At 71.2% G+C, this 23,283-nt stretch carries 21 protein-coding genes; 11 read left to right on the forward strand and 10 right to left on the reverse strand.

The window, feature by feature from the left end; translation table 11 throughout:
• Positions 1-28 precede the first annotated feature (28 nt).
• Positions 29-2,545, forward strand: a complete 2,517-nt coding sequence (locus IT184_10355; GenBank protein MCC7009208.1) for a hypothetical protein — start codon at positions 29-31, stop codon at positions 2,543-2,545.
• Positions 2,542-3,255, forward strand: coding sequence for a hypothetical protein (locus IT184_10360; GenBank protein MCC7009209.1), 714 nt, complete (start codon positions 2,542-2,544; stop codon positions 3,253-3,255). The genes IT184_10355 and IT184_10360 overlap by 4 nt, the downstream gene beginning before the upstream one ends.
• Here the strand turns inward: IT184_10360 and IT184_10365 are convergent.
• Positions 3,243-6,290 carry a PD40 domain-containing protein gene (locus IT184_10365; protein MCC7009210.1) on the reverse strand — a complete coding sequence of 1,016 codons (3,048 nt, stop codon included), beginning with the start codon at positions 6,288-6,290 and terminating at the stop codon, positions 3,243-3,245. The two genes, IT184_10360 and IT184_10365, sit on opposite strands and share 13 nt — an antisense overlap.
• Positions 6,291-6,375: 85 nt before the next feature.
• Here IT184_10365 and IT184_10370 point away from each other — a divergent pair, with 85 nt between their 5' ends.
• The 3 genes from IT184_10370 to IT184_10380 are packed head-to-tail and all read left to right on the forward strand — an operon-like array spanning position 6,376 to position 9,013.
• Positions 6,376-6,660: an oxidative damage protection protein gene (locus tag IT184_10370; GenBank protein ID MCC7009211.1), complete on the forward strand. Its 285-nt coding sequence runs from the start codon at positions 6,376-6,378 to the stop codon at positions 6,658-6,660.
• A 23-nt stretch (positions 6,661-6,683) separates the two neighbouring features.
• Entirely contained in the window at positions 6,684-8,210 is a 1,527-nt protein-coding gene (locus tag IT184_10375) for a peptide MFS transporter (protein MCC7009212.1), read from the forward strand.
• A 5-nt stretch (positions 8,211-8,215) separates the two neighbouring features.
• Positions 8,216-9,013 carry a hypothetical protein gene (locus IT184_10380; protein MCC7009213.1) on the forward strand — a complete coding sequence of 266 codons (798 nt, stop codon included), beginning with the start codon at positions 8,216-8,218 and terminating at the stop codon, positions 9,011-9,013.
• 35 nt (positions 9,014-9,048) lie between these two features.
• On the opposite strand, the gene IT184_10385 is transcribed toward IT184_10380, so the two are convergent.
• Positions 9,049-10,020, reverse strand: coding sequence for a YvcK family protein (locus IT184_10385; GenBank protein MCC7009214.1), 972 nt, complete (start codon positions 10,018-10,020; stop codon positions 9,049-9,051).
• Between the two features lie 170 nt (positions 10,021-10,190).
• On the opposite strand from IT184_10385, the gene IT184_10390 reads away from it, so the two are divergent.
• From IT184_10390 to IT184_10415, 6 genes are all read left to right on the forward strand, one after another.
• Positions 10,191-10,886 (forward strand): hypothetical protein, encoded by a 696-nt coding sequence (locus IT184_10390; protein ID MCC7009215.1) that lies wholly within the window; start codon positions 10,191-10,193, stop codon positions 10,884-10,886.
• Positions 10,883-11,716: a TPM domain-containing protein gene (locus tag IT184_10395; GenBank protein MCC7009216.1), complete on the forward strand. Its 834-nt coding sequence runs from the start codon at positions 10,883-10,885 to the stop codon at positions 11,714-11,716. Before IT184_10390 ends, IT184_10395 begins: the two co-directional genes overlap by 4 nt.
• 102 nt (positions 11,717-11,818) lie before the next feature.
• A complete protein-coding gene (locus tag IT184_10400; protein ID MCC7009217.1) occupies positions 11,819-12,394 on the forward strand; it encodes a LemA family protein in 576 nt (191 codons plus the stop codon).
• 10 nt (positions 12,395-12,404) lie between these two features.
• Positions 12,405-12,899: a DinB family protein gene (locus tag IT184_10405; GenBank protein MCC7009218.1), complete on the forward strand. Its 495-nt coding sequence runs from the start codon at positions 12,405-12,407 to the stop codon at positions 12,897-12,899.
• Positions 12,900-14,375 carry a hypothetical protein gene (locus IT184_10410; protein MCC7009219.1) on the forward strand — a complete coding sequence of 492 codons (1,476 nt, stop codon included), beginning with the start codon at positions 12,900-12,902 and terminating at the stop codon, positions 14,373-14,375.
• Between the two features lie 70 nt (positions 14,376-14,445).
• Positions 14,446-15,375 (forward strand): alpha/beta fold hydrolase, encoded by a 930-nt coding sequence (locus IT184_10415; GenBank protein MCC7009220.1) that lies wholly within the window; start codon positions 14,446-14,448, stop codon positions 15,373-15,375.
• On the opposite strand, the gene IT184_10420 is transcribed toward IT184_10415, so the two are convergent.
• Genes IT184_10420 through IT184_10455 form a run of 8 tightly spaced genes read right to left on the reverse strand, consistent with a single transcriptional unit; the run spans position 15,368 to position 23,239 of the window.
• Positions 15,368-16,090, reverse strand: coding sequence for a DUF72 domain-containing protein (locus IT184_10420; protein ID MCC7009221.1), 723 nt, complete (start codon positions 16,088-16,090; stop codon positions 15,368-15,370). The genes IT184_10415 and IT184_10420 overlap by 8 nt on opposite strands.
• A 3-nt stretch (positions 16,091-16,093) precedes the next feature.
• The gene (locus IT184_10425; GenBank protein ID MCC7009222.1) at positions 16,094-17,215 is read right to left on the reverse strand and encodes an ABC transporter permease; all 1,122 of its coding nucleotides are present in this window, start codon (positions 17,213-17,215) and stop codon (positions 16,094-16,096) included.
• On the reverse strand, positions 17,212-18,309 hold the full coding sequence (locus IT184_10430; protein ID MCC7009223.1) for an ABC transporter permease: 1,098 nt from the start codon (positions 18,307-18,309) through the stop codon (positions 17,212-17,214). The genes IT184_10425 and IT184_10430 overlap by 4 nt, the downstream gene beginning before the upstream one ends.
• Positions 18,306-19,253 carry an ABC transporter ATP-binding protein gene (locus IT184_10435; GenBank protein ID MCC7009224.1) on the reverse strand — a complete coding sequence of 316 codons (948 nt, stop codon included), beginning with the start codon at positions 19,251-19,253 and terminating at the stop codon, positions 18,306-18,308. Before IT184_10435 ends, IT184_10430 begins: the two co-directional genes overlap by 4 nt.
• Positions 19,250-20,593 (reverse strand): TolC family protein, encoded by a 1,344-nt coding sequence (locus tag IT184_10440; GenBank protein ID MCC7009225.1) that lies wholly within the window; start codon positions 20,591-20,593, stop codon positions 19,250-19,252. Before IT184_10440 ends, IT184_10435 begins: the two co-directional genes overlap by 4 nt.
• Complete coding sequence (locus IT184_10445) at positions 20,590-21,534, reverse strand: ABC transporter ATP-binding protein (protein MCC7009226.1); 945 nt, start codon at positions 21,532-21,534, stop codon at positions 20,590-20,592. The genes IT184_10440 and IT184_10445 overlap by 4 nt, the downstream gene beginning before the upstream one ends.
• The gene (locus IT184_10450) at positions 21,534-22,547 is read right to left on the reverse strand and encodes an HlyD family efflux transporter periplasmic adaptor subunit (GenBank protein ID MCC7009227.1); all 1,014 of its coding nucleotides are present in this window, start codon (positions 22,545-22,547) and stop codon (positions 21,534-21,536) included. Before IT184_10450 ends, IT184_10445 begins: the two co-directional genes overlap by 1 nt.
• Positions 22,544-23,239 (reverse strand): TetR/AcrR family transcriptional regulator, encoded by a 696-nt coding sequence (locus IT184_10455; GenBank protein ID MCC7009228.1) that lies wholly within the window; start codon positions 23,237-23,239, stop codon positions 22,544-22,546. The genes IT184_10450 and IT184_10455 overlap by 4 nt, the downstream gene beginning before the upstream one ends.
• Between the last annotated feature and the right edge of the window lie 44 nt (positions 23,240-23,283).

Genomic DNA, 23,283 nt, shown 5'->3' on the forward strand with positions numbered 1-23,283 from the left:
ACGCCCACTGCGATGGGTATCCGGCCCGATGATCCGTCTGCTGGCTGAGCTGCTGCTCCTGGCCTACCTGCCGGGCGCGGTGCTCTTCCGGCTGCCCGGCCGAACGCAAGCGGCGCGCGCCGCGCTGTCCTGGGAAGAGCGGCTCTTCTGGGCCATCGTGTCGAGCGTCGCCTGGTCGCTCGCCGTCGTGCTGGCGCTCGCGTTCGGCGGCTGGTACACGTTCGAACGGCTCCTCGCGATCGATGCCGGCGTCGTCGGCCTCGCCGTGCTCGGGTTCAACCGCCGGCTGCGGTTCGCCGCGCGGCCGACGCCGCCGGGCTGGAGCGCGGTCTGGCCGCTGCTGCTCGTCGCTGCCGCGCTCTGGTTGTACTTCCCGCCATCGGAGTACGTGATCGGCGGCAAGGATCCCGGCACGTACCTCAACGAGGGCGTGCAGATCGCTCAGCGGGGCGCGCTCCTCGTCAAGGACCCGATGGTCAGCGCGGTTCCGGAACCGCTGCGCGATCTCTTCTTCCCGTCGCACCAGCAGCCCTGGTACTACAGCATCCGGTTCATGGGCTTCTTCGTCGACGACCCTCGCACCGGCACCGTCGTCGGCCAGTTCCCGCACCTGTTTCCGGCGTCCATCGCGATCGGCTACGGGCTCAACGGCCTCAGCGGCGCGCGCCAGGCCGTCGGCTGCTGGACGATGCTCGGGCTGCTCGCCGTGTACTTCACGCTTGCCCACGCGCTGGGACGTCGTGTGGCCTTCGGCGCCGCGGCGCTCACGGCGATCAACGTGATGACGGTCTGGTTCGGCCGCTATCCGAACAGCGAGGTCGTGCTCCTGGCCCTCGTCTTCGCCGCGATGCTGGCGTTCGCGCGGGCGGTCGATCAGGGCGGCGTGTTCTTCGCGGCGGTTGCGGGCGCGCTGCTCGGGGGCCTGCTCTTCCTGCGCTACGACGCGGTGCTCGCGTTCGTCAGCTTCTGCGCCGTGGCGTTGATCCTCAGGGCGGTCGGCCAGCGCATCGGCCTCGCGTTCGCGGCGGCGCTCGCCGCGACGGCAATCCCAGGCTACGTCTACTTGCGCGGCCCGATGCAGGCTTACTCCGCCTACCCGCTGATCTTCACGCGCGATCACGGCCTGCTCGGGCTGGCGGCCATCGCCGGCCTCGTGCTCCTCGCGAGGCTCGCCTTCCGATGGGAGGCCACTCGGAACGCGGTGCGCCGAACGGTCCCGCCAGGGCTCGCGCTGACCTTCGCCGCGCTGGCGATCTACGCGTACTTCTTCCGGCAACAGGTCGGGCGGCTCGCCGAGCACGACGCGATGGCGTTTCGATCGTTCGGATGGTACGTCGGACCGTGGGTGCTCGCCGCCGGAGTGGCCGGCGTCGCCGCGCTGACGGCCGCGCGCTTCTGGCGGGCGCCGGTGCTCATCACGACCATCGGCGCCTTCAGCGTGTTCTTCTTCTACAAGACGCGCATCGTGCCCGAGCACTTCTGGGCGGCGCGCCGGTTTCTCGCGCTCATCCTTCCTGGCGCCATGCTCGGCGTCGCCTACGTCGCGGATCGGCTCTCACGATGGGCCGCCGCGTGGTTTCGCCCGGGTGCCATCGTGCACGACGACGTCGGGTCGTGGCCGCCCGCCCGCCCGGCCGTCGCCACGGCGATCTTCGCCGTCCTCGTGACGTTCGTCGGCTGGCACATGTGGCAGCAGACGAGCCCGGTCTGGCGGCACGTGGAGTACGCGGGATTGATCCCGCGTCTGGAACGGCTCGCGTCGGAGATTGGCGATCGTGACCTGCTGCTCGTCGAGTCGCGGAACGCGGGCTCGGACCTGCACGTGCTCGCCACGCCGCTCGCGTACATCTACGCGAAGCACGTGCTCGTCCTGGATTCGGTCGTGCCGCCCCGCCTGCCGATGTACGCCTTCGTGGACTGGGCCTCGGCGCGCTACGACCGCGTGCTCTTCCTCGGCGGCGGCGGCTCGGACCTGCTGAGCGATCGGCTCGTGGCGACGCCTCTCTCCGGCGAACGTTTCACCGTGCCCGAGTACGCGTCCGCGTGGAACGCGTACCCGTCGGGCGTCCGGCGCAAGGACTTCGAGTACGGCCTCTACCGGCTCTCGACGTCGCACGGCGCGACGGCCGCACGCGTGACGATCGACGTCGGCGGCCTCGACGATCTGAACGTCGTGCGGTTCTACGCCCGCGAGCGTTCCGACGATGGCGTGCCGTTCCGCTGGACCGGCGCGCAGTCGTTCGTCGTCGTCGCGGGACTGGCGGGCGCGCCGCACGAGCTCACCGTGTGGATGTCGAACGGCGGCCGGCCGGGCTCGGCACCGCCGGCGTCGGTCGAGGTGGCGTTGGACGACGTGGCGGTCGGCACCGTGACGGTGACGAGCGACGTCAGGCCGTACGCGTTCGCGCTGCCGGTCACGACGCGCGCGCCCGGCGACCCGCCGCGCCTGCGGCTGCGCGTGCCGACCTGGAATCCTCACGCGCTGCTCGGCGTGCCGGACACGCGCGATCTCGGCGTCATGGTCACGCGCGTCGAGGTGCGATGACTCGTGCGTCCGGCGCCTCGCCGGAGGGCCTTGCGGCGTCTCGATTCGCGCTCGCGCCCGCGGCAGCCGTGTGGCTGGACTACATCGCGCGTTCGACGGCGGAAGACGCCGTGGCGGTGTACGAGCAGGGAAAGGCGATCCTGGATCGCGGCGCGCTCGACGTGCCGCCGGCCTATTCGAACGAGGACTGGCGAGGCATCGACGGCCTCTGCTACACGCCGTTCGGCATCGGCCAGACGCTCTTCGACGTGCCGTTCATCTGGCTGGGGCCGCGTCGCGAGCCAGACGGTGCGGCTGGCGTCCGCCGGCGCCGACACGCTGCCGAAAGCCTTCGTCGCCGCCGCCAGCACCGTGCCGGCTGCCATCGCCGTCGGCTTCGCGTTTATCCTCGCGCTTCGGCTGTCCGGGCACGTCGCGAGCAGTCTCGTCGCGGCACGCCGTCCAGTTGCTGCCGGCCAAGGTGCGGTACCTCACCGGACGCGCGCCGCTTCCGGCCGTTCCCGCCGCGTCGGCGGCCGGCGGCTCGCTCGGCGACCGGCTGTCTTTCAGTCGACTTCTGGTGGCTGTACCTGGTGTATCTGCGCGCGCTTCCCATCGCGGCGGCCGCGCTGATCGCCACCGCGTTGCTGGCCGCCGCCCTGGCGATCCTGCGCCGGCTGTCCACCCGGGCGCGGATCGCTGACGAGCGCGCACCGGCTCAGAATCCCTGAAGGATCGACACCTGCCAGCGGACGCCGCGCTCGAAGCGGTCGAACGGATGCGACGCGGCGACTTCGAGCGCGATGAGACCGAACGCGTTGACGCGTACGGCGCCGCCGGCACTGCGCACGACGCCGCGCGACCCGCCGAGAAAGCTGGGCCGGTCGGTCGCCGTCCAGGCGACGCCCGCGTCGAAGAACGCGGCCACGTCGATCGGGACGGCGCCGTATTCCAGCTCGCCGGTGAACAGCCCTTTGAGCGGCGCCCGAACCTCGATGTTGGCGACGGCGAGCCGGCTGCCGATCAGCCGATCGAACACCGCGCAGTCGCCGCTCGCGCCGCCCGACGGGCAGTCGTTCGGCCGGAAGGATCCCACGCCGTAGCCGTGCACGAAGTCGGGATAGCCGGCGTACAGGCGAATGAGGCGATCCGAGTCGCTGTCGCGTCCGTAGCGCCCGTAGTGCAGCCCGCGGACGGCGATCGTGATCGGGCGCACCGGCATGAAGTACCGGCGCCAGTCCATCAGCAGCGTCGAGTAGCGCAGCGATCCGGTACTGCGTCCCCATTCGACGCGCGACCGCATGCCGTAGAGCGGCGCCGTCGCCCCGAAGTAGGACGAGTCGCGCACGAGGGCCACGCTGCCGACACCCAGGTACAGCGGATCGCCGCTCGGCCGCCGATCGACGCTCGTCGAGACGCGCTGCAGCGTCGACGGATCGTAGGTGGAGGTGCGCACCTCGCGGCTGAAGGAGAGCGCCTGGAGCGCGCCGGCCACCTCGACACGCGTCGACGTGCTGAACGGAAAGGACGCCGCCGCCTCCGCGCACCGGCAGGTCTGCCGCTCGATGACCTCCTCGACGGTGATCTGGCTGCTCGCGTCCACCCGCGTGAGGAATCCGAGCGCATACGGCGACACGCCGCCGGACGCTGCCCAGTTCCACCGGTGCCTCCGGCTGACGTAGACGAGCCCGCCGCCGATGTCCGCCCAGGATCCGGCGCCGCCCACCTGCGCGCCGACGCCGAGCAGCCGGTCGCCGAGCATGTCGCTGAACGACGCCGACAACCCGCCCTGGAACGACGTCCATCCGCCCTGGTAGACCGCGGCCTGGAGTACGGGCTGTCCGATCTGGTCGAGCTTCAGCCGCTGCTCGTACGGCTCGCCGTCGGTGAGCGCGGCCGCCGGCGGCCGGCCGCGCGCGAGATCGCCCAGCAGCCGGCTGACGTCGCCGGTCGGCGCCGATCGTCCGGGCAGCATGGCGGCGACCTGGTTCGCCGGCGGCGGCACGAGCACCAGGACGTCGTCGGGATCGAGCAGGTACAGCGCGTGTCCGTCGTGCTCGAAGACGCTGAACGCGATTCGCCCGGTGTGCGGCGCCACGCTCAGCGTCGGGCTGGTCGACGTGATGCCGGCGATGCCGGTGGGCACCGCGGTCCATTGCTCGACCGGCCCGCCCGTGATCGGCACGCGATAGACGTTGCTGATGCCGTCGGGATCGCCCACGAACAGCACGTGCGCGCCGTCGCGCGTCACCTGCGGGCTCACGTGCTTGCCCGTGAGGAACGCCGCGATCGGCCGGACCGCCCGGGTCGCGACGTCGATCGCGGCGAGACGCAGCGAGCCGAGCTGCAGCGTGTCGAGGTCCGTCGTGAAGCGCTCGGTCGTGAACACGATCGTGCGGCCGTCCGGGGTGAACGACGGCTCGACGTCGGCGAACGCATCGGACGTGAGCCGATCGATCGCCCGCGTCTCGAGCGACATCAGATAGAGATCGGTGAGCCCGCCGGCGTTTCCCGAGAGCACGATCGACCGGCCGTCCGGCGCGAACGCCGGGTTCGACGCGTCGTCGAGCCCGCCGAGCGGCAGCTCGGCCGTGATGCGGCCGGAGCGAGGATCCATCAGGACGAGCACGGGGCGGCCGCCGCGCATCGCGGTGAGGGCGAGCGTGCGGCCGTCCGGGCTCCAACTGCCGGCCGAGCTGATGAACTCGAGGCTGTCGAAGTGCGGATCGGTGGCGGTCTTCAGCAGCCGGCGCTCGATCCGTCCGGTATCGGCGTTCGCGAGGTAGAGGTCGATCGAGAACCGATCGCGCTCGGAGAAGAAGGCCACGCGCCGGCCGTCGGGGCTGAGCTCCGGCCCGACGTTGTAACGCGCGCCGGGCTGGCGCACCTCGATGATGCGCCGGAGGCGGCTCGCGACCGGCGGCATCTCGTCGGCGACCGCCTGCGTGCGCGCGCGGATCGCCGCGTGCCAGTCGGCCGTGAGCGTGTCGGGATCGGTGCCGAGCTGCCGCGCCAGGCCGGTGAGATCGAAGCGGGGGTTGGCGGCGGATCGGATCAGCGAGGCGACCGCGCGATCGCCGAACCGCGCGCCGATGTAGGCCCAGAACGCATGGCCCCACCGGTAGGGGAAGTAGCGCGGATCGTCGAGATCGCGGATGTGGGGCAGCGCCTCGCGCAGCGCGGCATCCCGCAGCCACATCGCCGTCTGCGCGTCGGCGGGCCCGAGCGACAGGTACTCCGCCATGCCCTCGACGAACCAGAGCGGAAAGGCGAGGATGCCCGGCGCCTCGCCGGCCATGTCGCGCGGATCGGCGCCCGTCATGTCGAACTGGAACGCGTGCACCAGCTCGTGCCCGAGCACGTGATCGGATTCGGCGAGCGAGCCCGACATTGGCAGCACCACCCGCCGCCTGAGCCCTTCGGTCACGCCGCCCGTGCCCTCGCCGATCAGCCCTTCGACGGCATTGGTCTGGCGGAAGTGCGCCGCCGCGGCGTACAGGATGAGCGGCTGCCGCCCTCGCAGCTCGTGGCTGAAGAACCGCGACAGCCGGTCGTACCACCGTTCGGCCAGGCGCGCGACGATGCGCGCGGCGTCGGCTTCTTCCGGGTAGTAGTAGATGTCGAAGTGATCGGTGCGGAGGATCTGGAAGTCGAACGTGCGGTACTGAACCTTGTTGCGCCCGAAGTACTGCGCGCTGGCCACGCTCGGCGCCGCCACGCCCGAGAGGCACAGCACGGCCACGAGCAGCCGACCGAGGGCGGTCATCGCGCCGCTCGCGCCGCCGAGACCCGCGCGCGTTTCGGATAAGATGCGGACATTGCCCATCATGCGGACAGAAGGTGATTCGATTATGGCATCTCCGGATTCGGCCGAACGGACGGTCTTCTGCGCGAAGCTCCAGCGGGAGCTGCCGGGTCTGGACGCCCCGCCGTGGCCCGGCGAGCTGGGACGCCGCATCTACGATCACATCTCGCGCGAGGCGTGGGAGATGTGGGAAGAGCGGATGAAGATGATCCTGAACGAGTACCGGCTGCTCCCCTTCCAAAAGGAGGCGCAGACGCTCGTCACGCAGCAGATGGAGGAGTTCCTGTTCGGCGGTGCCGGCACGTTGCCGCCCGGATACGTCCAGCCGTGAACGCCAGCGCCTCCGGCCGGCTGATGCCCGCCTCCGGTCTCGGCGAGGCGGCGGCCGATCGCGCGTTCTTCGGGCACCCCCGGGGACTCGCCACGCTGTTCTTCAGCGAGATGTGGGAGCGGTTCAGCTACTACGGGATGCGGGGGTTCCTCATCCTGTACATGACGGCGGCGGCGTCGTCGGGCGGCATGGGCCTCGACACGGCGACCGCCGCGGCGATCTACGGCACCTACACGTCGCTCGTCTACCTCATGAGCCTGCCGGGCGGCTGGATCGCCGATCGGCTCGTCGGCCAGCAGCGCGCGGTGTTCGCCGGCGGCGTGCTGATTGCCGCAGGCCACTTCGCGCTCGCGGTGCCGGCCGCCGTCAGCTTCTACCTCGGCCTGCTGCTGATCGTGCTCGGCACGGGCCTCCTCAAGCCCAACATCAGCGTCATCGTCGGCCAACTGTACGGCCAGCAGGACGTGCGGCGCGACGCGGCGTTCTCGATCTTCTACATGGGGATCAACCTCGGCGCGCTGTTCGGGCCGCTCATCACGGGATACCTCGCGCAGAGCGACGCGTTCCGGGCGCGGCTCGCAGGCTGGGGGCTCGATCCGAATGCGGCCTGGCACTGGGCGTTCGGCGCAGCCGGCGTCGGGATGACGCTGGGGCTGATCCAATACGTCGTGGGACGGCATTATCTCGGCACGGCAGGACAGCATCCCGCCGTGCCGCCCTCTCCCGCGCTGAAGCGTCGAGCGTCGGCATGGCTGGGCGGCGGGCTCGCCGCGCTCGTCGTGATCGGCGTGGTGCTCGCGAGCGGGATCACGGGCGCGAGCGCCAGCGACATCACCGACGCCTACAGCTACGCGCTGCTCGTCGTGACCGTCGCGTTCTTCACCTGGCTCTTGCTCGGCGGCGGCTGGACGCCGGTCGAACGGAAGCGGCTCGCCATCATCGGCGTGTTCTTCGTCGCGGCCGCGCTCTTCTGGTCGGTGTTCGAGCAGGCCGGGTCGACGCTGAATCTCTTCGCCGATCGCAGCACGCGCAACGAGATCGTCGGCCTCGCGTTCCCGAGCAGTTGGTGGCAGTCGCTCAACTCGCTCCTGATCCTGATCTTCGCGCCGCTGCTGGCGTGGCTCTGGGTGAGGCTCGGCGATCGACAGCCGGCGAGCCCGACGAAGTTCGCGATCGGCCTCGTGGGCGTCGGCGCGGGTTTTCTCGTGCTCGTGCCCGCCGCCCAGGATGCCGCGACCGGCGCGAAGGTGGGCGTCACGTGGCTGTTCCTGACGTATCTGCTCCACACGCTCGCGGAGCTGTGCCTCAGCCCGGTCGGCCTCAGCTCCATGACGAAGCTCGCGCCCGAACGGATCGTGGGCCTGATGATGGGCGTCTGGTTCCTCGGAGCCTCCGTGGGCAACCTGCTCGGCGGCCACGCCGCGTCGTTCTACGAATCGATGCCGCTCGATCGGCTGCTCGTCGCCGTCGCCCTCCTGCCGATCGCGGCGGGCGTCGTGATGTTCCTGTGCCGGCGGCCCCTCACGGCGCTGATGGGCGGCGTGAAGTAGGCGCCATGCCACTTGACGAATACCGGCGCAAACGGGACTTCGCGAGATCGCCGGAACCGTCCGGCGGACCTGGGCGGCGGCGATCCGAGGGCTTGCTCTTCTGCGTGCAGAAGCACCTGGCCAGCCATCTCCACTACGACCTGCGCCTCGAGCACGACGGCGTGCTGCTCTCGTGGGCCGTCCCGAAAGGACCATCGCTCGACCCGACGGTGAAGCGGCTCGCGATGCACGTCGAGGATCATCCGGTCGAGTACGGCACGTTCGAGGGCGTGATTCCGGAAGGCTACGGCGCCGGGATCGTGATGCTGTGGGACACCGGCACCTGGGTGCCCGAGGTCGCGGACGTCGGCGCGGCGCTCGCCAAAGGCGATCTGAAGTTCAGCCTCGACGGCTACAAGCTGAAAGGCTCCTGGGCGCTCGTCCGCACCCGCGGCTACGGCGGGTCGCGGGGCGACGGCCGGAGCTGGCTCCTCATCAAACACCGCGACGACTGGGCGGGCGACGTGGACATCACGACGTTCGCGCCGCTGAGCGTCAAGAGCGGCGGCGATTTCGCCGATATCCTCGCCGCCGACGATCCGGCGATCTGGCACAGCCACCGGCCAGCCAGCGGCGGCGAGACCGGCCGGATGCTGCAGGAGATCATCGACAAGGCCGTGGCGCTCAAGACCGGACGCGCGGCGGCCGCCGCGCCGCCGACGTCACGCTCGTCGACGATGGGCTCGGCTCGGCGTCCCACGGTGAAGACGTCCGCATCAGCGCCGCGCAAGCGAAGCACGCCGCGCAAGCCGAAATCGCGGTAGCGAGCGAAACGCCGCCAGCGCGCGCGCCGCCGACGTCACGCCAGCAGCAAATCGGCCAGCGCCACCCACACGGCGGCGTGCAGCCGGCGCCGATCGTGCCGCGCGATCGCGCGGCGCCAGAACGCGCCTTCGATCAGCCGGCAGGTCGCGGGAAGCTCACCGAGCGGCAGAGGCGTCTTGTGCTCGCGCGCATACTGCGCCAGCACGTTCGCATCGGCGGGCGTTGCGTTGTTGAAGATCACGACGTCGATCGGCCGGCCGATGGCGTCCGCCAACTGCGACATCGCCTGCCCCGCCGTGAAGGTCGCCATGCCTTGCCCTTCGGTCAGCAGGTTGGCGACGTAGACGATCGGACCGCGGACGTCTGCAAGCGCCTCCCGGCAGCCCTGGACCAGGAAGATCGGCAGGAGGCTCGTGAAGAAGCTCCCGGGGCCGACGACGACGGCATCGAGCGACCGGATGGCGCTGGCGGCCGACGGGTGGATCTGGACGGGCGGTTCGAGCCACAGCCGGCGGATCGGCCGGCCGCCGGCCTGCCCGGCATCGACCTCGACCTCGCCGCGGCTGACGAACCCGTCCTGGTACTCCGCGCAAATCGTGGATTGCTGCCCGGTGATGGGCCAGACGCGGCCGCGGCAGCCGAGCAGGGCGCGCAGGCCGTCGACCGCGGCGAGGAAGTCGCCGTGCGTGTACTGCTCCATCATCGAGAGCAGCAGGTTGCCGCCGGTATGGCCCGCCAGCCGGCCGTTCTCGAGCATCGTCAGCCGCGTGAGGAGGATGCGGCGCGCCTCGCGCTCGTTGCGCGCGAGCGCGAGCGCGCAGCGCAGCACGTCGCCCGGCGGAAGCACCCCGAGCTCGTCGCGCAGTTGTCCCGACGAGCCACCGCTGTCGAACATCGTGACGATCGCGTGCAGGTCGACCCAGGGATTGCGCTTGAGGCCGCCGAGCAGGCTCGGCAGCCCGGTACCGCCGCCGAAGCAGCCCACCTTGAGAACGCGAAGACGCACGGCACAATCCTACTGAAGTGATCGCGTGCGCGTCCCGTGTTTCTGACCTCGCCGGCTCGGCGTTCGCGCGCTCGGGCGCGCGACACGCGGATGTCACGCCGTCGTCGCGTCGCCGATCCGCGACGGACTGCGCCAGGTGGTGCAACCGTGACACCCGCTAGAATGACGGGGTGTCTCCCACGCTGACGCTCACGCCCTCCGCCCGGCGCACCTTCGATACGCTTGCGGCCGATTGCCGCCGAGTCTTCGACGATCGGCTCGTCGCGGTCGTCGCGACCGGTCCTGCGTCGAGCGTCGTGTTCGCGCACCCGATCGAGGCAGCCGATCTCGAGGCCCTCACGCCGCTCGTCGACGCGTGGGAGCGCGACGGCCTGGAGACGCCGCTGCTGCTCACGCCCGAGGAGTTTCGGCGCTCGCTCGATACGTTTCCGGTGGAGTACCAGGCGCTGATGAACCGGCATGCCGTCATCGTCGGCACACCGCCGTTCGCCGAAGCGGTCGTGCCACCGGAACAGCTTCGTCGCGCGTGCGAGGTGCAGGCGAAAGGTCATCTCATCCACCTGCGTCAGGGCTGGCTGCACGCCCGCGGGCGCGACGCGGCGCTCGCACGGCTGCTCGTGGAGTCGGCGAAGCCGCTTCGCGCCGTGCTCGCGAACGTCGCGCGCCTGCACGGCGTTCACCACGAACACGATCTCGCGCAGGCCGGGGCGCGGGTCGCCGGCCTGCCCGCGGCGCTCGTCGACGAGGTGCTCGCGCTCGACGACGCGCCCGAGCAGGCTCGCCATCTCGTGCGGCGCCTGCCGGACTATCTGGCGGCGGCCGAGCAGCTCTGGTCGTTCGTCGATCGGTGGTCGATCGAATCATGAGCAACCGGCCCGGGTGGCGGTCCGCCAGCCCACGGCGCTGGGCTGCGTGCCTGTTCGCGGCCGCCGCCGTCCTGACGGCATCGCAGACGCTCGCGCAGTCGCTGCCCACGCTCACCGAGCCGGTGACCGACCTCGCACGCGTCATCGATCCCGGCAGTGCGGCGGAGCTCGATCGCCGGATCCGCGTGCTCGAGCGCGCGACGGGCGACGCGGTCGTCGTGCTGACGGTGCCGACCTTCGCACCGTATGGATCGATCGAGGAATATGCGGTCAAGGTCTTCGAACGCTCCGGCCCGGGAGCGCGCAACGAGGACAACGGCCTGCTGATCGTCCTCGCCGTCAACGAGCGGCGCGTGCGAATCGAGGTCGGCTACGCGCTCGAGGAGTTCGTGACCGACGGGTTCGCCGGAGACACGATCCGGCAAACGATGCTGCCGGCGTTTCGCGAGGGCGAGTACGGCGCCGGCCTGCTCGCCGGCGCCACGCGCATCATCCAGCGGATTGCCGACCGCCGGAACGTGACGCTGACCGATCTGCCGCCGGAGCCGGTGGCCGATCGCGGTGGCGGCCTGTCGCTCGCGCACGTGATCATCATGGTCGTCGTGCTCCTCGCGATCATCGGCGCCATCCGTCGCGGAGGCGGCGGGCCTTCGATCCGGCGTCGCGGAGGCTGGCCGACGCAGCCCTGGGGCGGCGGTGGCTGGTACGGCGGGCTCGGCGGATTCGGCGGCGGGTTCGGCGGCGGACATCGGGACGGCGGGTTCGGCGGCGGGTTCGGAGGATTCGGAGGCGGCCGCAGCGGAGGCGGCGGCGCCTCCGGTGGCTGGTGACGCGCCGCGCGCCGCTGGCGACGCCAGCGCACCCGCAGCACGCACGATATCGTCCGCCGGGCCGTGGCGATTGCGGCTCGCGGCGAGACAAGGAGCGATGACATGACGAGGATCGACGGACTTCGGCGATGGACGGCCGCCGGCGCGCTGGTGGCCGCACTGGTCGGCGGATCGGGCTGCTCGTACAACCAGTTCACGACCCAGGAGGAAGCCATCAAGGCGCAGTGGGGCCAGGTCGAGAACCAGCTCCAGCGGCGCAACGACCTCATACCCAACCTGGTCGAAACGGTGAAGGGCTACGCGCAGCAGGAGCGCGACGTCTTCCAGGCCGTTGCCGACGCGCGCGCGAAGATGGCCGGCGCCACCACACCCGCCGACAAGATCGCCGCGGCCAACGCGGAGTCCTCGGCGCTCGCCCGCCTGCTCGTCGTCGTCGAGAACTACCCGCAGCTCAAGTCCGACCAGGTCTTTCTCGGTCTGCGCGACGAGCTGGCCGGTACCGAGAACCGCATCGCGACCGAGCGAATGCGCTACAACGAGCGGATCCAGGAGTACAACACGCTCCGCCGCCGGTTTCCGTCGAACATCACCGCGTCGATGTTCGGGTTCAAGGAGTACCCGTACTTCGACGCGCCGACGAGCGCCGAAGCGGCGCCGAAGGTGAACTTTGGCCGATAGCCAGGCGCTGATGCGCGAGTCGCTGCTCGCCGACCTCGATCACGAGCTCGCCGCGACCCGCCACGTGATGGAACGCGCGCCGCAGGCGTCGCTGGAGTGGCGGCCCCACGAGCGCTCGTTCTCGCTCGGCGGGCTCGTGACGCATCTCGCCAGCCTCCCCCGCTGGGGACAGCAGATCCTCGATCAGCCGGGCTACGATCTGGCCGGCGTCGAGGCCGGCACCCGGCGAGCGCCCGCGGTGTCCGTGCAGGAGGCGCTCGCGACGTTCGACGGCAACGTCGCGAACGTTCGGCGGTCGCTCGTCGCGATGACCGACGGAGAGCTCCATGCGCCGTGGACGCTGCGCCGCGGCGATCAGGTCCTCTTGAGCACGCCCAGGTTCTCGGCGCTGCGTCACTACCTCCTGCATCACGTCATCCATCACCGCGGCCAGTTGACGGTGTACTTGCGGCTGCTGGGCGTGCCGCTGCCGCCGCTCTACGGCCCGACGGCCGACGAGTCGTAGGTGAAGCTCGTCCCGGCGGCCGCGCTGGCGGCGCTGCTGTTCGCCGTGCTGGCGACGGCCAATTCCGGCGGCTACCGGTTCGGCGTCTCCGACCAGGCGTTCTACGTCCCGGCCGTCGAGCTCACGCTGAACGACTCGCTGTTTCCGCGCGACCGCGCGCTGCTCGGCCCGCAGATGCGGCTGTGGACCGGCGGCCCCGTGCTCGCCGGCATCGCGCGCGCCTGTGGCGGCAGCCTGCCGATCGCCTTCGGGCTCGCCTACGCGGTCACCCTCGTCGTGCTGTTCGGCGCGGCGGTCTCACTCATGCGCGGCCTCGGCGCCGATCGCCTCGCCACGGCCGCTGCCGTGACGCTGCTCACGCTGCGGCATCGCATCACGAAGACCGGCGCGAACTCGCTCGAAGGCTACATGCACCCGCGGATGCTCGCGTTCGCCTGTGGCGTCGCCGTCCTCGCGGCGATCCTGCGCGGCCGATTCCGAACCGCTGGACTCTGGCTGCTCGCAGCCCTGGTCATCCACACCAGCACGGGCCTGTGGTTCGCGGCGGCGCTGATCGCGGCCTGGTGGTGGCAGAGCGCAGGCGCGGCAGGCCGGCGCGCAGCGGCCTGGCTCGTACCCGCGTTCGTCGCGGCGATCGTCCTCGCGGCAGCGAGCGGAACGCTCGGCCGGATGGACGCCCCATGGCTGGCCGTGCTCGCCGATCGCGACTACCTGTTTCCCGCGGCATGGCCGGCATCCGCGTGGATCGCGAACCTGCTCTATCCGGCGGTGATCGTCCTCGTCCATCGTCGACGCCGCCTCCGCGCGGCGACGGCGCCGGGCGAAGCCGCGCTCGTCGCGGGGCTGCTGGCGCTCACCTTCATCTTTCTCGTCTCGGTGCCGTTCACGGCGTATGGCGTTGCGCTCGCCGTACAGCTTCAGGTCAATCGCGTCTTCTGGCTCCTCGACGTCGTGACGGTCTGCTACGTCGGGTGGTGGCTGCTCGGCGACGCTGGACGCCGCTGGCCGCCGGCGGCACGGCGCGCACTGGTGGCGGCGCTCGTGCTCGTGGCCGCCGCGCGGGGGTACTACGTCACGTCCGTCGAAGCCGATCGCCGGCTCGTGCAGGCGTCGCTGCCAGCGACGCCGTGGTCCGACGCGATGCGCTGGCTTCGCGCGCAGCCGGCGTCGATCCACGTGCTCGCGGATCCCGAGCACAGCCTGGTCTACGGCGCGAGCGTGCGGATCGCCGCCGCGCGCGATACGCTGCTCGACGCCGGGAAGGATCCGGCGATGGCGTTGTACGATCGAGACGTCGCGCTCGCGGTGGCCGAGCGCCAGGCGGCACTCGCCGGGTTCGCCGCGCTGTCGAGCGCCGACATCCGCCGGCTCGCCGTTCGGTACGATCTCGACGTGCTCGTCGCGACCGCCGAGCGCCCTTTGGACTTCCCGGTGGCCTATCGCAATGACCAGTTCGTCGTCTACCGGCTTCGCTGATCCTCCCGCCGCGGCGGTCTGGACGCCGCCGCACTTCACGCCGCATCGCCGGCTGAGGAATGGCCACGTCATGACGGTCGTGGCGTGGGTCGGCCGGCGGCAGTTTCCCGGGCTGCCCGAGCCGGAAGCGCGGCTGTTCCGCGTGGCCGCCGACACCCAGGTGCTCGCGCACTGTTACTGGCAGGCCGACCGCGCCGCCCGTCCCGCCCTCGTCGCGCTGCATGGCCTCGAGGGCTCGAGCCGCGTGCACTACATGCGCGGGCTCGCCAGCAAGGCGTGGCGCCGCGGCTGGAACGTCGTGCTGCTCAATCAGCGCAACTGCGGCGGCACCGAGGCGCTGACGCCGAGCCTCTACCATTCAGGGCTGACGGCGGATCCTCGGGCGGTGATCGAACAGGTCGCGGCGGTGGACGGCATCCGCCGCTTCGGCATCATCGGCTACTCGCTCGGCGGCAATCTGACGATGAAGCTGGCCGGCGAACTGGCAGGCACCTCGCCGCCGCTCGTCCGGGCGGTGGCGGCGATCTGTCCAACGATCGATCTCGATCGGTGCGTGCGCGCCATCGAGCGTCCCCGCAACATCGCCTATCAATTCAACTTCGTGCGCAATCTCAAGGCGCGCATGCGCCGCAAGGCGGCGCTCTGGCCCGGCGCCTTCGACCTCGCGCCGCTCGGCCGCGTCTGGACGATCCGGAAGTTCGACGACGTGTACACGGCGCCGTCGCACGGGTTCGGCGATGCGGCGACCTACTACGAGCGCGCGAGCGCATTGCGGGTGATCGATCGCATCCGCATCCCGTCGCTGATCCTCACCTCGGCCGACGACCCGTTCGTGCCGGTCGCCCAGTTCGACGAACCCGCGGTGCGGGACAACCCGCACGTTCGGGTGCTGGTGACGCCGCACGGCGGGCATTGCGCGTACATCGGCGCCGCGGACGATCAGGGAGACCGTTACTGGGCCGAGCGCGCCGCGATCGATTTCCTCTCGAGCGTCATGTGACGGTGATCCCGCGAGCGGCCAGCGCGGCGGTGAAGAGGCGTGCGAACTCCGGTCCCTTGCCCTCCTGCTCGTGCTTGAAATACACGTACGCGGCATCCCAGGCGTCCGCACCTGCGACCACGACGTCGGCCCACTGCTCGAGGTCCGCCGGGCCGTAGCCTTCGTCGCGCAGCCGAAAGTATCCGTACCGCGCGGTCGTCACGATCGGCGTCGTGCGATCTCCGAAATCGGCGATGCAGAGGGCGGCGCGTCGCGCGGTCAGGGCGCCGTAGACGTCGTCGGTCAACCACGAGTCGTGCCGGAACTCGAACGCGATCTCGAGATCGGCCGGCAGCACGTCCAGGAATGCGGACAAGCGACCGGCGTCCGCCCTGAGGTTCGGCGGCAACTGGAACAGGAGCGGACCGAGCGTGGGGCCGAGCGCTCGCGCGCTCTCGACGAAGACCGAGGCGAGGTCGGCACAGTCCTTCAGCCGCCGGTCGTGCGTGATCCGCCGCGGCGCCTTGAGCGCGTAGCGGAAGCCGGCCGGCGCCTGCTCACGCCACGCCGTCGTCGTCTTGACGGTGGGCATGCGGTAGAAGGTCGCGTTGATCTCGACCGTGCGGAACCGTTCGGCGTAGAAACCGAACATCTTGGCGCTCGGATAGCGCTCGGGATAGAAGCTGCCGCGCCACTCCGGGTAGTTGTAGCCGGACGTCCCCACGTGCACCTGCATCTGTCACACCCGTTTGCGCGACCGCGCGGCCGCCAGGCTCAGGACGACCGTTCCCCAGGCGCCGAGCGCCGCGAACTGCGGCCAGAGCACGTCGAACCCGACGCCCTTGAGGAAGATGCCGCGCACGATCACCAGAAAGTATCGCAGCGGGATGAGCGTCGTCACCACCTGAATCACACGAGGCATGTTCTCGATCGGGAACACGAATCCCGAGAGGTACATCATCGGGATCAGGAAGAAGAACGTCGAGGTCATCATGGCCTGCTGCTGCGTGGCCGAGATGGTCGACACGAAGAGGCCGAGGCCGAGCGTACAGAGCAGGTAGATCAGGCTGGCGCCCAGCAGGAGCCACAGGCTGCCGCGCAACGGCACGTCGAACCACCCCACTGCCACGGCGACGACGAGCAGCACGTCCACGAAGCCGACGAGCGCGTACGGCAGCAGCTTGCCCAGAATCAGCTCCCACCGGCCGATGGGCGTGACGTTCAGTTGATCGAGCGTCCCGCCCTCGCGCTCGCGCACGATCGCCATCGACGTCAGGTTCGCGGTGATCAGCATGAGCAGCATCGCCAGCACGCCGGGGATCATGAAGTTCCGGCTGTGGAGCTCGGCGTTGAACCACACGCGCACGCGGCTGTCGATGACGGGCGGCGCCCCGTCAGGGGCCGCCGTGAGCGCGTTGTACTGCCCGACGAGCCCCTGGACGTAGGCCAGCGCGACGCCGGACGAGTTCGCGTCGGTGCCGTCGGCGATCACCTGGACGGCCGCGCGCCCGCCGGTCTCGGCAGGCGGTGCCGCCAGCCGATCGCCGAAACCGGGCGGAATGACGATGGCCAGCCAGGCGAGGCCGCGCTGGAGGTCCTCGTCGACCGCGTCCGGCGTGAGCTCCTCGCGCACGATGTCGAAGTATGGGGACGCCGCGACGTGCTCGATCAAGCGCCGGCTCTCGTTGGAGCGATCGCCGTCCACGACGATGACCGGCACGTCACGGACGTCGGTCGTGGCCGCGTAGCCGAGAAGCGTCAGTTGGACCACCGGCGCGATGATCACGATCCGGAGCAACTGCGGGCTCTTGCGCAGCTCGATGAACTCCTTCCGGACCAGAGCGAGAATCCGGCGTCTCATTGCCGCCGCAGCCGGAGAGCCGAGACGCCAAGCGCCACGGCTGCGTAGAGGGCCAACGCGCCGAGCGGTTCGCCCAGCGTCGACAGCTCGCGTCCCTTCAGCACGATGCCGCGCAGCGCAGTGAGGAAATAGCGCGCCGGCACGATCGCGGTCACGTACTGCAGCGACAGCGGCATGCTGGCGATGGGAAAGATGAAGCCGGAGAGGATCAGCGTGGGCAGCATGGCGACGAGGGCCGCGGCCTGGAAGGCCACCTGCTGCGTGTCGGCGATCGTCGAGATGGCGAGCCCGGTGCCCAGCGCGCCCAGCAGGAACACGGCGAGGACGGCCATCAACGCGATCCACGACCCGCGCATGGGCAGATCGAAGAAGTACATCGCCGCCACCAGGATGGCGGCGGCGCCGATCTGTGACATCACGAGGTACGGCACGGTCTTGCCGAGGACGAAGGCCAAGGTGGAAACCGGCGCCATGCGGACCTGCTCCATCGTGCCCCGCTCCTTCTCCCGGACGATCGACAGCGCCGTCGACACGACGGCGGTGATCATCGAGATGAAAGCAATCAGGCCCGGCACCAGGAACACGGTGCTGCGCAGCTCCGGGTTGTACCAGATGCGCGGCTCCACGGCCGCGACCGTCACGGGCCGCGGTCCGCCGACGCGCGCCGACGCATCGGCGATCACCGCATCCACGTAGCCGAGCACGGTCGTGGCGGTGGTGGCGTTGTCGCCGTCGATGAGGACCTGCAGCGCCGCAGGCCGGCGCTCGCGCAGATCTCGCGAGAAGCCCGCCGGAATCACGATCACCGCGCGCGCCGTGCCGCGATCGATGAGCGCGCTCGCCTCCTCCGCCCGTCCGACGTCGGCGACGACGTCGAAGTAGCCGGAGCGCTCGAAGGCGGCGACGACCGCGCGACTGGCGGCGGAGAGATCCCGGTCTTCGACGGCGATCGCGACGTGGCGGACGTCGAAGTTCAGGGCGTAGCCGTAGAGAAAGAGGAAGAACGTCGGCAGAAAGACCAGGATCACGAGGGTGCGCCGGTCGCGCCGGATCTGCCGCAGCTCCTTGATGGCGACCGCCCAGGCACCCGTCACGCCCGCTCTCCTTGCGCCTCGAGCCGGTCGACCACGTCGAGGAACACGTCCTCGAGCGACGGCACGACCGGTTCGATCGTGCTGACGCCGACCTCTGGCGGCAGCGCCGCGCGGACGGCCGCGGCGTCGATCGCCCGGCGGCGCAGCACGGCGTGCACGGCGGTGCCGAAGAGGCTGGTCTTCTCGACGAACGGGAGGGCGTCGAGCGCCCGCATGGCCGCGACGGGCGTGGGCGATCGCAGCTCGACGATCGGCCGGTCCTCGAACACGGCCTTGAGCTCGCCCGTCGTGCCGAGCGCGGCGAGCCGGCCGGCGTGAATGATCGCCACCCGGTCGCAGCGCTCGGCTTCATCGAGGTAGTGCGTCGTCACGAGGACCGTCGTCCCGTCGTGCGACAGCCGATCGATGAGCCGCCAGAACTCGCGACGCGAGACCGGATCGACGCCGCCCGTCGGCTCGTCGAGGAAGACGATCGGCGGCTCGTGGAGGAGCGCGCATCCGAGCGCGAGCCGCTGCCGCCAGCCGCCGGACAGGCTTCGCGCCTCGGCCTCCTCCTTGCCCACGAGGCCGCCCATCTCGAGCGCGAACTGGCGACGCCGCGCGAGCCGTTCGCCCTCGAGACCGTACAGCCCGGCGTAGAAGCGGATGTTCTGATCCACGGTCAGGAGCTCGTAGAGGGAGAAGCGCTGCGACATGTACCCGATTCGCCGCTTCACGGCCTCCGGATCGCGGCCGACGTCGACGCCGTCCACGAACGCGCGGCCCGCGGTCGGCGTGAGCAGACCGCACAGCATGCGAATCGTCGTGGACTTGCCCGCCCCGTTCGCGCCGAGGAAGCCGAAGACTTCGCCGCGGCGCACGTCGAAGGTGAGCTCGTCCACGGCGCGGAACGCGCCGAAGTCGCGCGACAGGCCCTCGACGCGGATCGCGACGTCGTCCGTCATGGCCGCCGGCCCACGGCGCGAAGGAGCCGCGCCTCGCCGATCCGCAGTGCCGCCGCGAGGCGCGTCCGCTCGAGCTCGGCCTCGAGCAGCGCGACGTCGGCCTCGAGCACGTCGGTGCTGGTCGCCACGCCCGCGGCGAATCGCTCGCCGACCACGCGGCGCGCCTCGGCCGCCGCATCCACGGCGTCTCCCGATGCCGCCAGAGCCGCCCGACCGGCCTGCAGATCGAGCACCCGCTGGCGCAGCTCGACGTTCACGCCGGCGTCGAAGTCCTCGATCCGATGCGCGAGCGCGTTGGCCTCGGCCGTCGAGCTCGCCCGATCGGCGCGGGCGCGGCCGCCATCCCACACCGACCAGCTCACGTTCACGCCGAGATCCCACCCGGTGTTCCAGCGATCGACACGCGGCACGAACCGCGAGTTCGGACGAGCGGGCTCGACGGCGGCGATGACCCCCACCTGCGGACGGCCGGCCGCCGCGGCGGCCTCCGCCGCGAGCCGGAGCGAAACCTCGCGATCGCGGAGAGCCTGACGTTCCGGACGCGCGCCGAGCGCGCGGGCGCTCAGCGCGTCCGGCGTTTCACCGGCGAGCTCCGCAGCCGCCGGCGAGGGCTCGTCGACAGTCGAGATCGTCGAGATACGCTGTCCGACGGGCAGCCCGACCAGCCGCGCGAGATCGGCCTCGCCGACCGCCGCATCGTTCTGCGCCTGGATCAGCGCCACCTGCTGCCGCGCCCGCTGCGCCTGCGCCGACAGCACGTCGTTCGGCGGCAGCACGCCCGCCGCCGTCTGAGCCCGGACGGTCTCGAGCTGCGCATCGGCGCGCTCGAGCGCCCGCTCCAGCACGCGGATGCGCTCGCGCGCGAACGCGAGGTTCCAGTACGCCGACGCGACGGCCAACGAAAGATCCGCCTCGACCGTCCGGGTGTCGGCATCCGCTGCGCGGCGTCCCGCCTCTGCTGCCCGGACCAGATCGGCCACGCGGCCGCCCGTGTACACGGGCATCGTGAGCTCGGCGCGGGCGCGGTAGTTGGTGGGGATGTCCGGGAAGATGACCCGCGTCGTGCCGTCCGGCTGCGGGATGCCGAACTCGTCCACGTGGTTCGTTCTGAGGTAGCCGGTGCTGGCCGTCAGCGCGGGCCTTGCGAGCGCCGCCTGCGCCGCGATCGCCGCGTCGGCCGCCGACTCGCGCGCGCGCGCTTCCGCGACGCGCGGCGCATGCTCGACCGCGCGGCGCACCGCCTCGTCCACGGTGAGCGGCAGGGGCGACTGGGCGCCGACGAACGACGGGACGAACGTCGCCGCAGCGGTCACGATGACGGTGATGACGACGCGTGTCATGGCGAGGCCTCGCGAGAGAGGGTGGCGGCATCGTGCTCGACGGCTTCGATGAACACGTCCTCGAGGCTCGGCGTCACGTCCCGCAGCCGGGCCTCGGCGCCGAATCCCGCCCGCTCGATCGCCGAGGCCAACGCGCCGCGCGCATCCGGCGTCCGCACGTAGACGTGCAGCCGATCGCCGAACAACTGCACGTCGCGGCCGAGCGCGGGGCGCAGCACGTCGAAGAGGCGGCGCGGCGACGGCACGACGACTTCGACGACGCCGCCCCTCAGCCCGCGCTGCAGTGCCGCTGGCGCATCGAACGCCAGCGTCCGGCCCTCGCGCAGCAGCAGCACCCGGCTGCACCGCTCGGCCTCGTCCAGATAGGGCGTCGCCAGCACGATGGTCAGTCCCTGATTGAGGAACTCGGCGAGCAGCTTCCAGAACTCGCGGCGCGACACGGGATCCACGCCCGTGGTCGGCTCGTCGAGCACGAGCAGCGGCGGCTCGTGGACGAGCGTGCAGGCGAGCGCGAGCTTCTGCTTCATGCCGCCCGAGAGCCGATCGGCGAGCCGCGCCCGGAACGGGAGCAGGCCGGTGAGCCCCAGCAACCGTTCGCGGCGAGCCGCGAAGTCGCGCACGCCGTGGAGGCGCGCGAAGAACTCGATGTTCTCGTCGATCGAGAGATCGCCGTAGAGGCTGAACCGCTGAGAGACGTAGCCGATGGCTGCCGCCGCGGCGCGGCGCCGGCGGGCTGGATCCTCGCCGGCCAGCTCGACCGTCCCGCGATCCGGCGCAAGGAGCCCGCAGACGAGCCGGAGGAGCGTCGTCTTGCCCGCGCCGTCCGGCCCGATCACGCCGAACATCTCGCGGCGCTCGACGCTCGCGGTGATCCCGTCGAGCGCGACCGTCGCGCCGTAGTCCTTGCCGACGCCGGCGAGCGCGACGATGGGCTCCGGCATCACTCGGCCTTGCCGTTCGCGAGCACGACCTCGACCGGCATGCCCGATTTCAGGACGCCCTCGCGGTTGTCCACCGTCACTTTGACCCGGTACACGAGCTTCGCGCGCTCGGCGGATGTCTGGACGTTGCGCGGCGTGAACTCCGCACGAGGCGCGATGAACGATACCCGTCCCGGCAGCCGGTGGCCGTCGTCGGCGACGACGGTGACGGGCTGGTTCAACGCGATCGTGGGCACGAGGGGCTCTTCGACGTACGCGTTGACCCAAGCACGATCCAGGTCCACGATCACGGCCACTGGCGAGCCGACGGCGACGAGCTCACCAGGCTCGACCAGGCGGGACGTGACGATGCCGGCGCTCGGCGCGGTGATGGTGGCGTCGGCCCGTCGCTGGCCGAGCGTGGCGAGATCGGCGTCGATCGCGCGCACGCGCGCCTCGGCGGCGTCGAGCTCCTCGCGGCGTGCACCGGCGCGCAGGCGTGCGAGCGTCGCCTCGGCAGCCGCGATCCGGTCCGCGGCGCCCTTGACTCGCGCCTCCGCCAGCTCTCGTCGCGCCGCCGCGTCGTCGCGCTGCTTCGTCGTGCCGGCGCGGCGGTCGACGAGCTGTTGAAACCGCACTTCGTCGGTCCTGGCGGCGGCCAGCTCGGCCTCGGCCGCGCTGGCGTCGCTCTTTGCCGCCGCAACCTGCGCTGCGGCCTGCTGCACCTCTTCGGGCCGCGCACCGGCCCGCAGCAGACGCACCTGCGCCTCGGCCTGGGCGCGCTCGGCGCGCACCTTCGCGATCGCCAGGTCGGTGTCGGTCGTCTCGAGCGTCGCGATCACGTCACCCGCCGCGACGCGCGCGCCCTCCACGATCGCCACGGTGGCGACGCGCCCCGGTACCTTCGCGGCGATCTGGACGTCGGTCGCCTCCACGTACCCGCTCGCGCGGGTTGCGTCTGGCGCTCCTCGCCCGCCGCACGCGCCGGCGATGAGCACCACACAGGCGGCGAACACCGAGCGACCTCGCGTCATGACACGCTCCTCCGGCGCGCTACGCGCGCCGGCACTGGCGAAGACGGCGCCGACGGTCCCAGCGCCGCGAGCGCGGCGGACTCGACGTACGTCACCACGGTCTCGCGATCGAGATCCTCGAGGTAGGGCGCTGTGCGCCGGAGCTGCTCCCGGAGCGGCGCTGATGCCGCGACGAGCAGCAGCGGCGCGACGATGGAGATCTGGACGACGAACGGGTGGCTCGGACGGAACACCCCCGCCGACGCGCCGCGGTCGAGGATGCGCCGGAGCGCCGCCAGCACGTCGGTCAGGTGGCCGAGCACGACGGCGTCGAGATGCCGGCCGCCGTCGGCGACCTCGCGCAGCCAGATGGGCGGCAGGTGCGGGTGCGCCGCCATCTGCCCTTCGACGACGCGGACGAACCGCCGCAACTGGTCGGCCGGATCGCCACCGGCCTCGGCGTCGCGCGCCACGGCGGCCGCCACGCCTTGGAACACCTCGCCCAGCACGGCCCGGTAGAGCGCGGCCTTGCTCGCGAAGTGGTAGTAGACCATCGCCTTGTTGACGCGCGCGCGCCGCGCGATGCGATCGACCTTGGCGCCATCGAAGCCGCGGGCGGCGAACTCGGCCGCCGCGGCGGCGAGGAGCCGCGCGCGCGACGGCCGCCGGCGATCGCCACGCAGTCGACTAACCATTTGGTTAATACGCATCATGCGCCGGCGGGGGCCGCAGGGTCAAGCGCGCCCGCGAGACGGCC

The organism is Acidobacteriota bacterium (genome assembly GCA_020853395.1).
GTDB lineage: Bacteria > Acidobacteriota > Vicinamibacteria > Vicinamibacterales > SCN-69-37 > JADYYY01.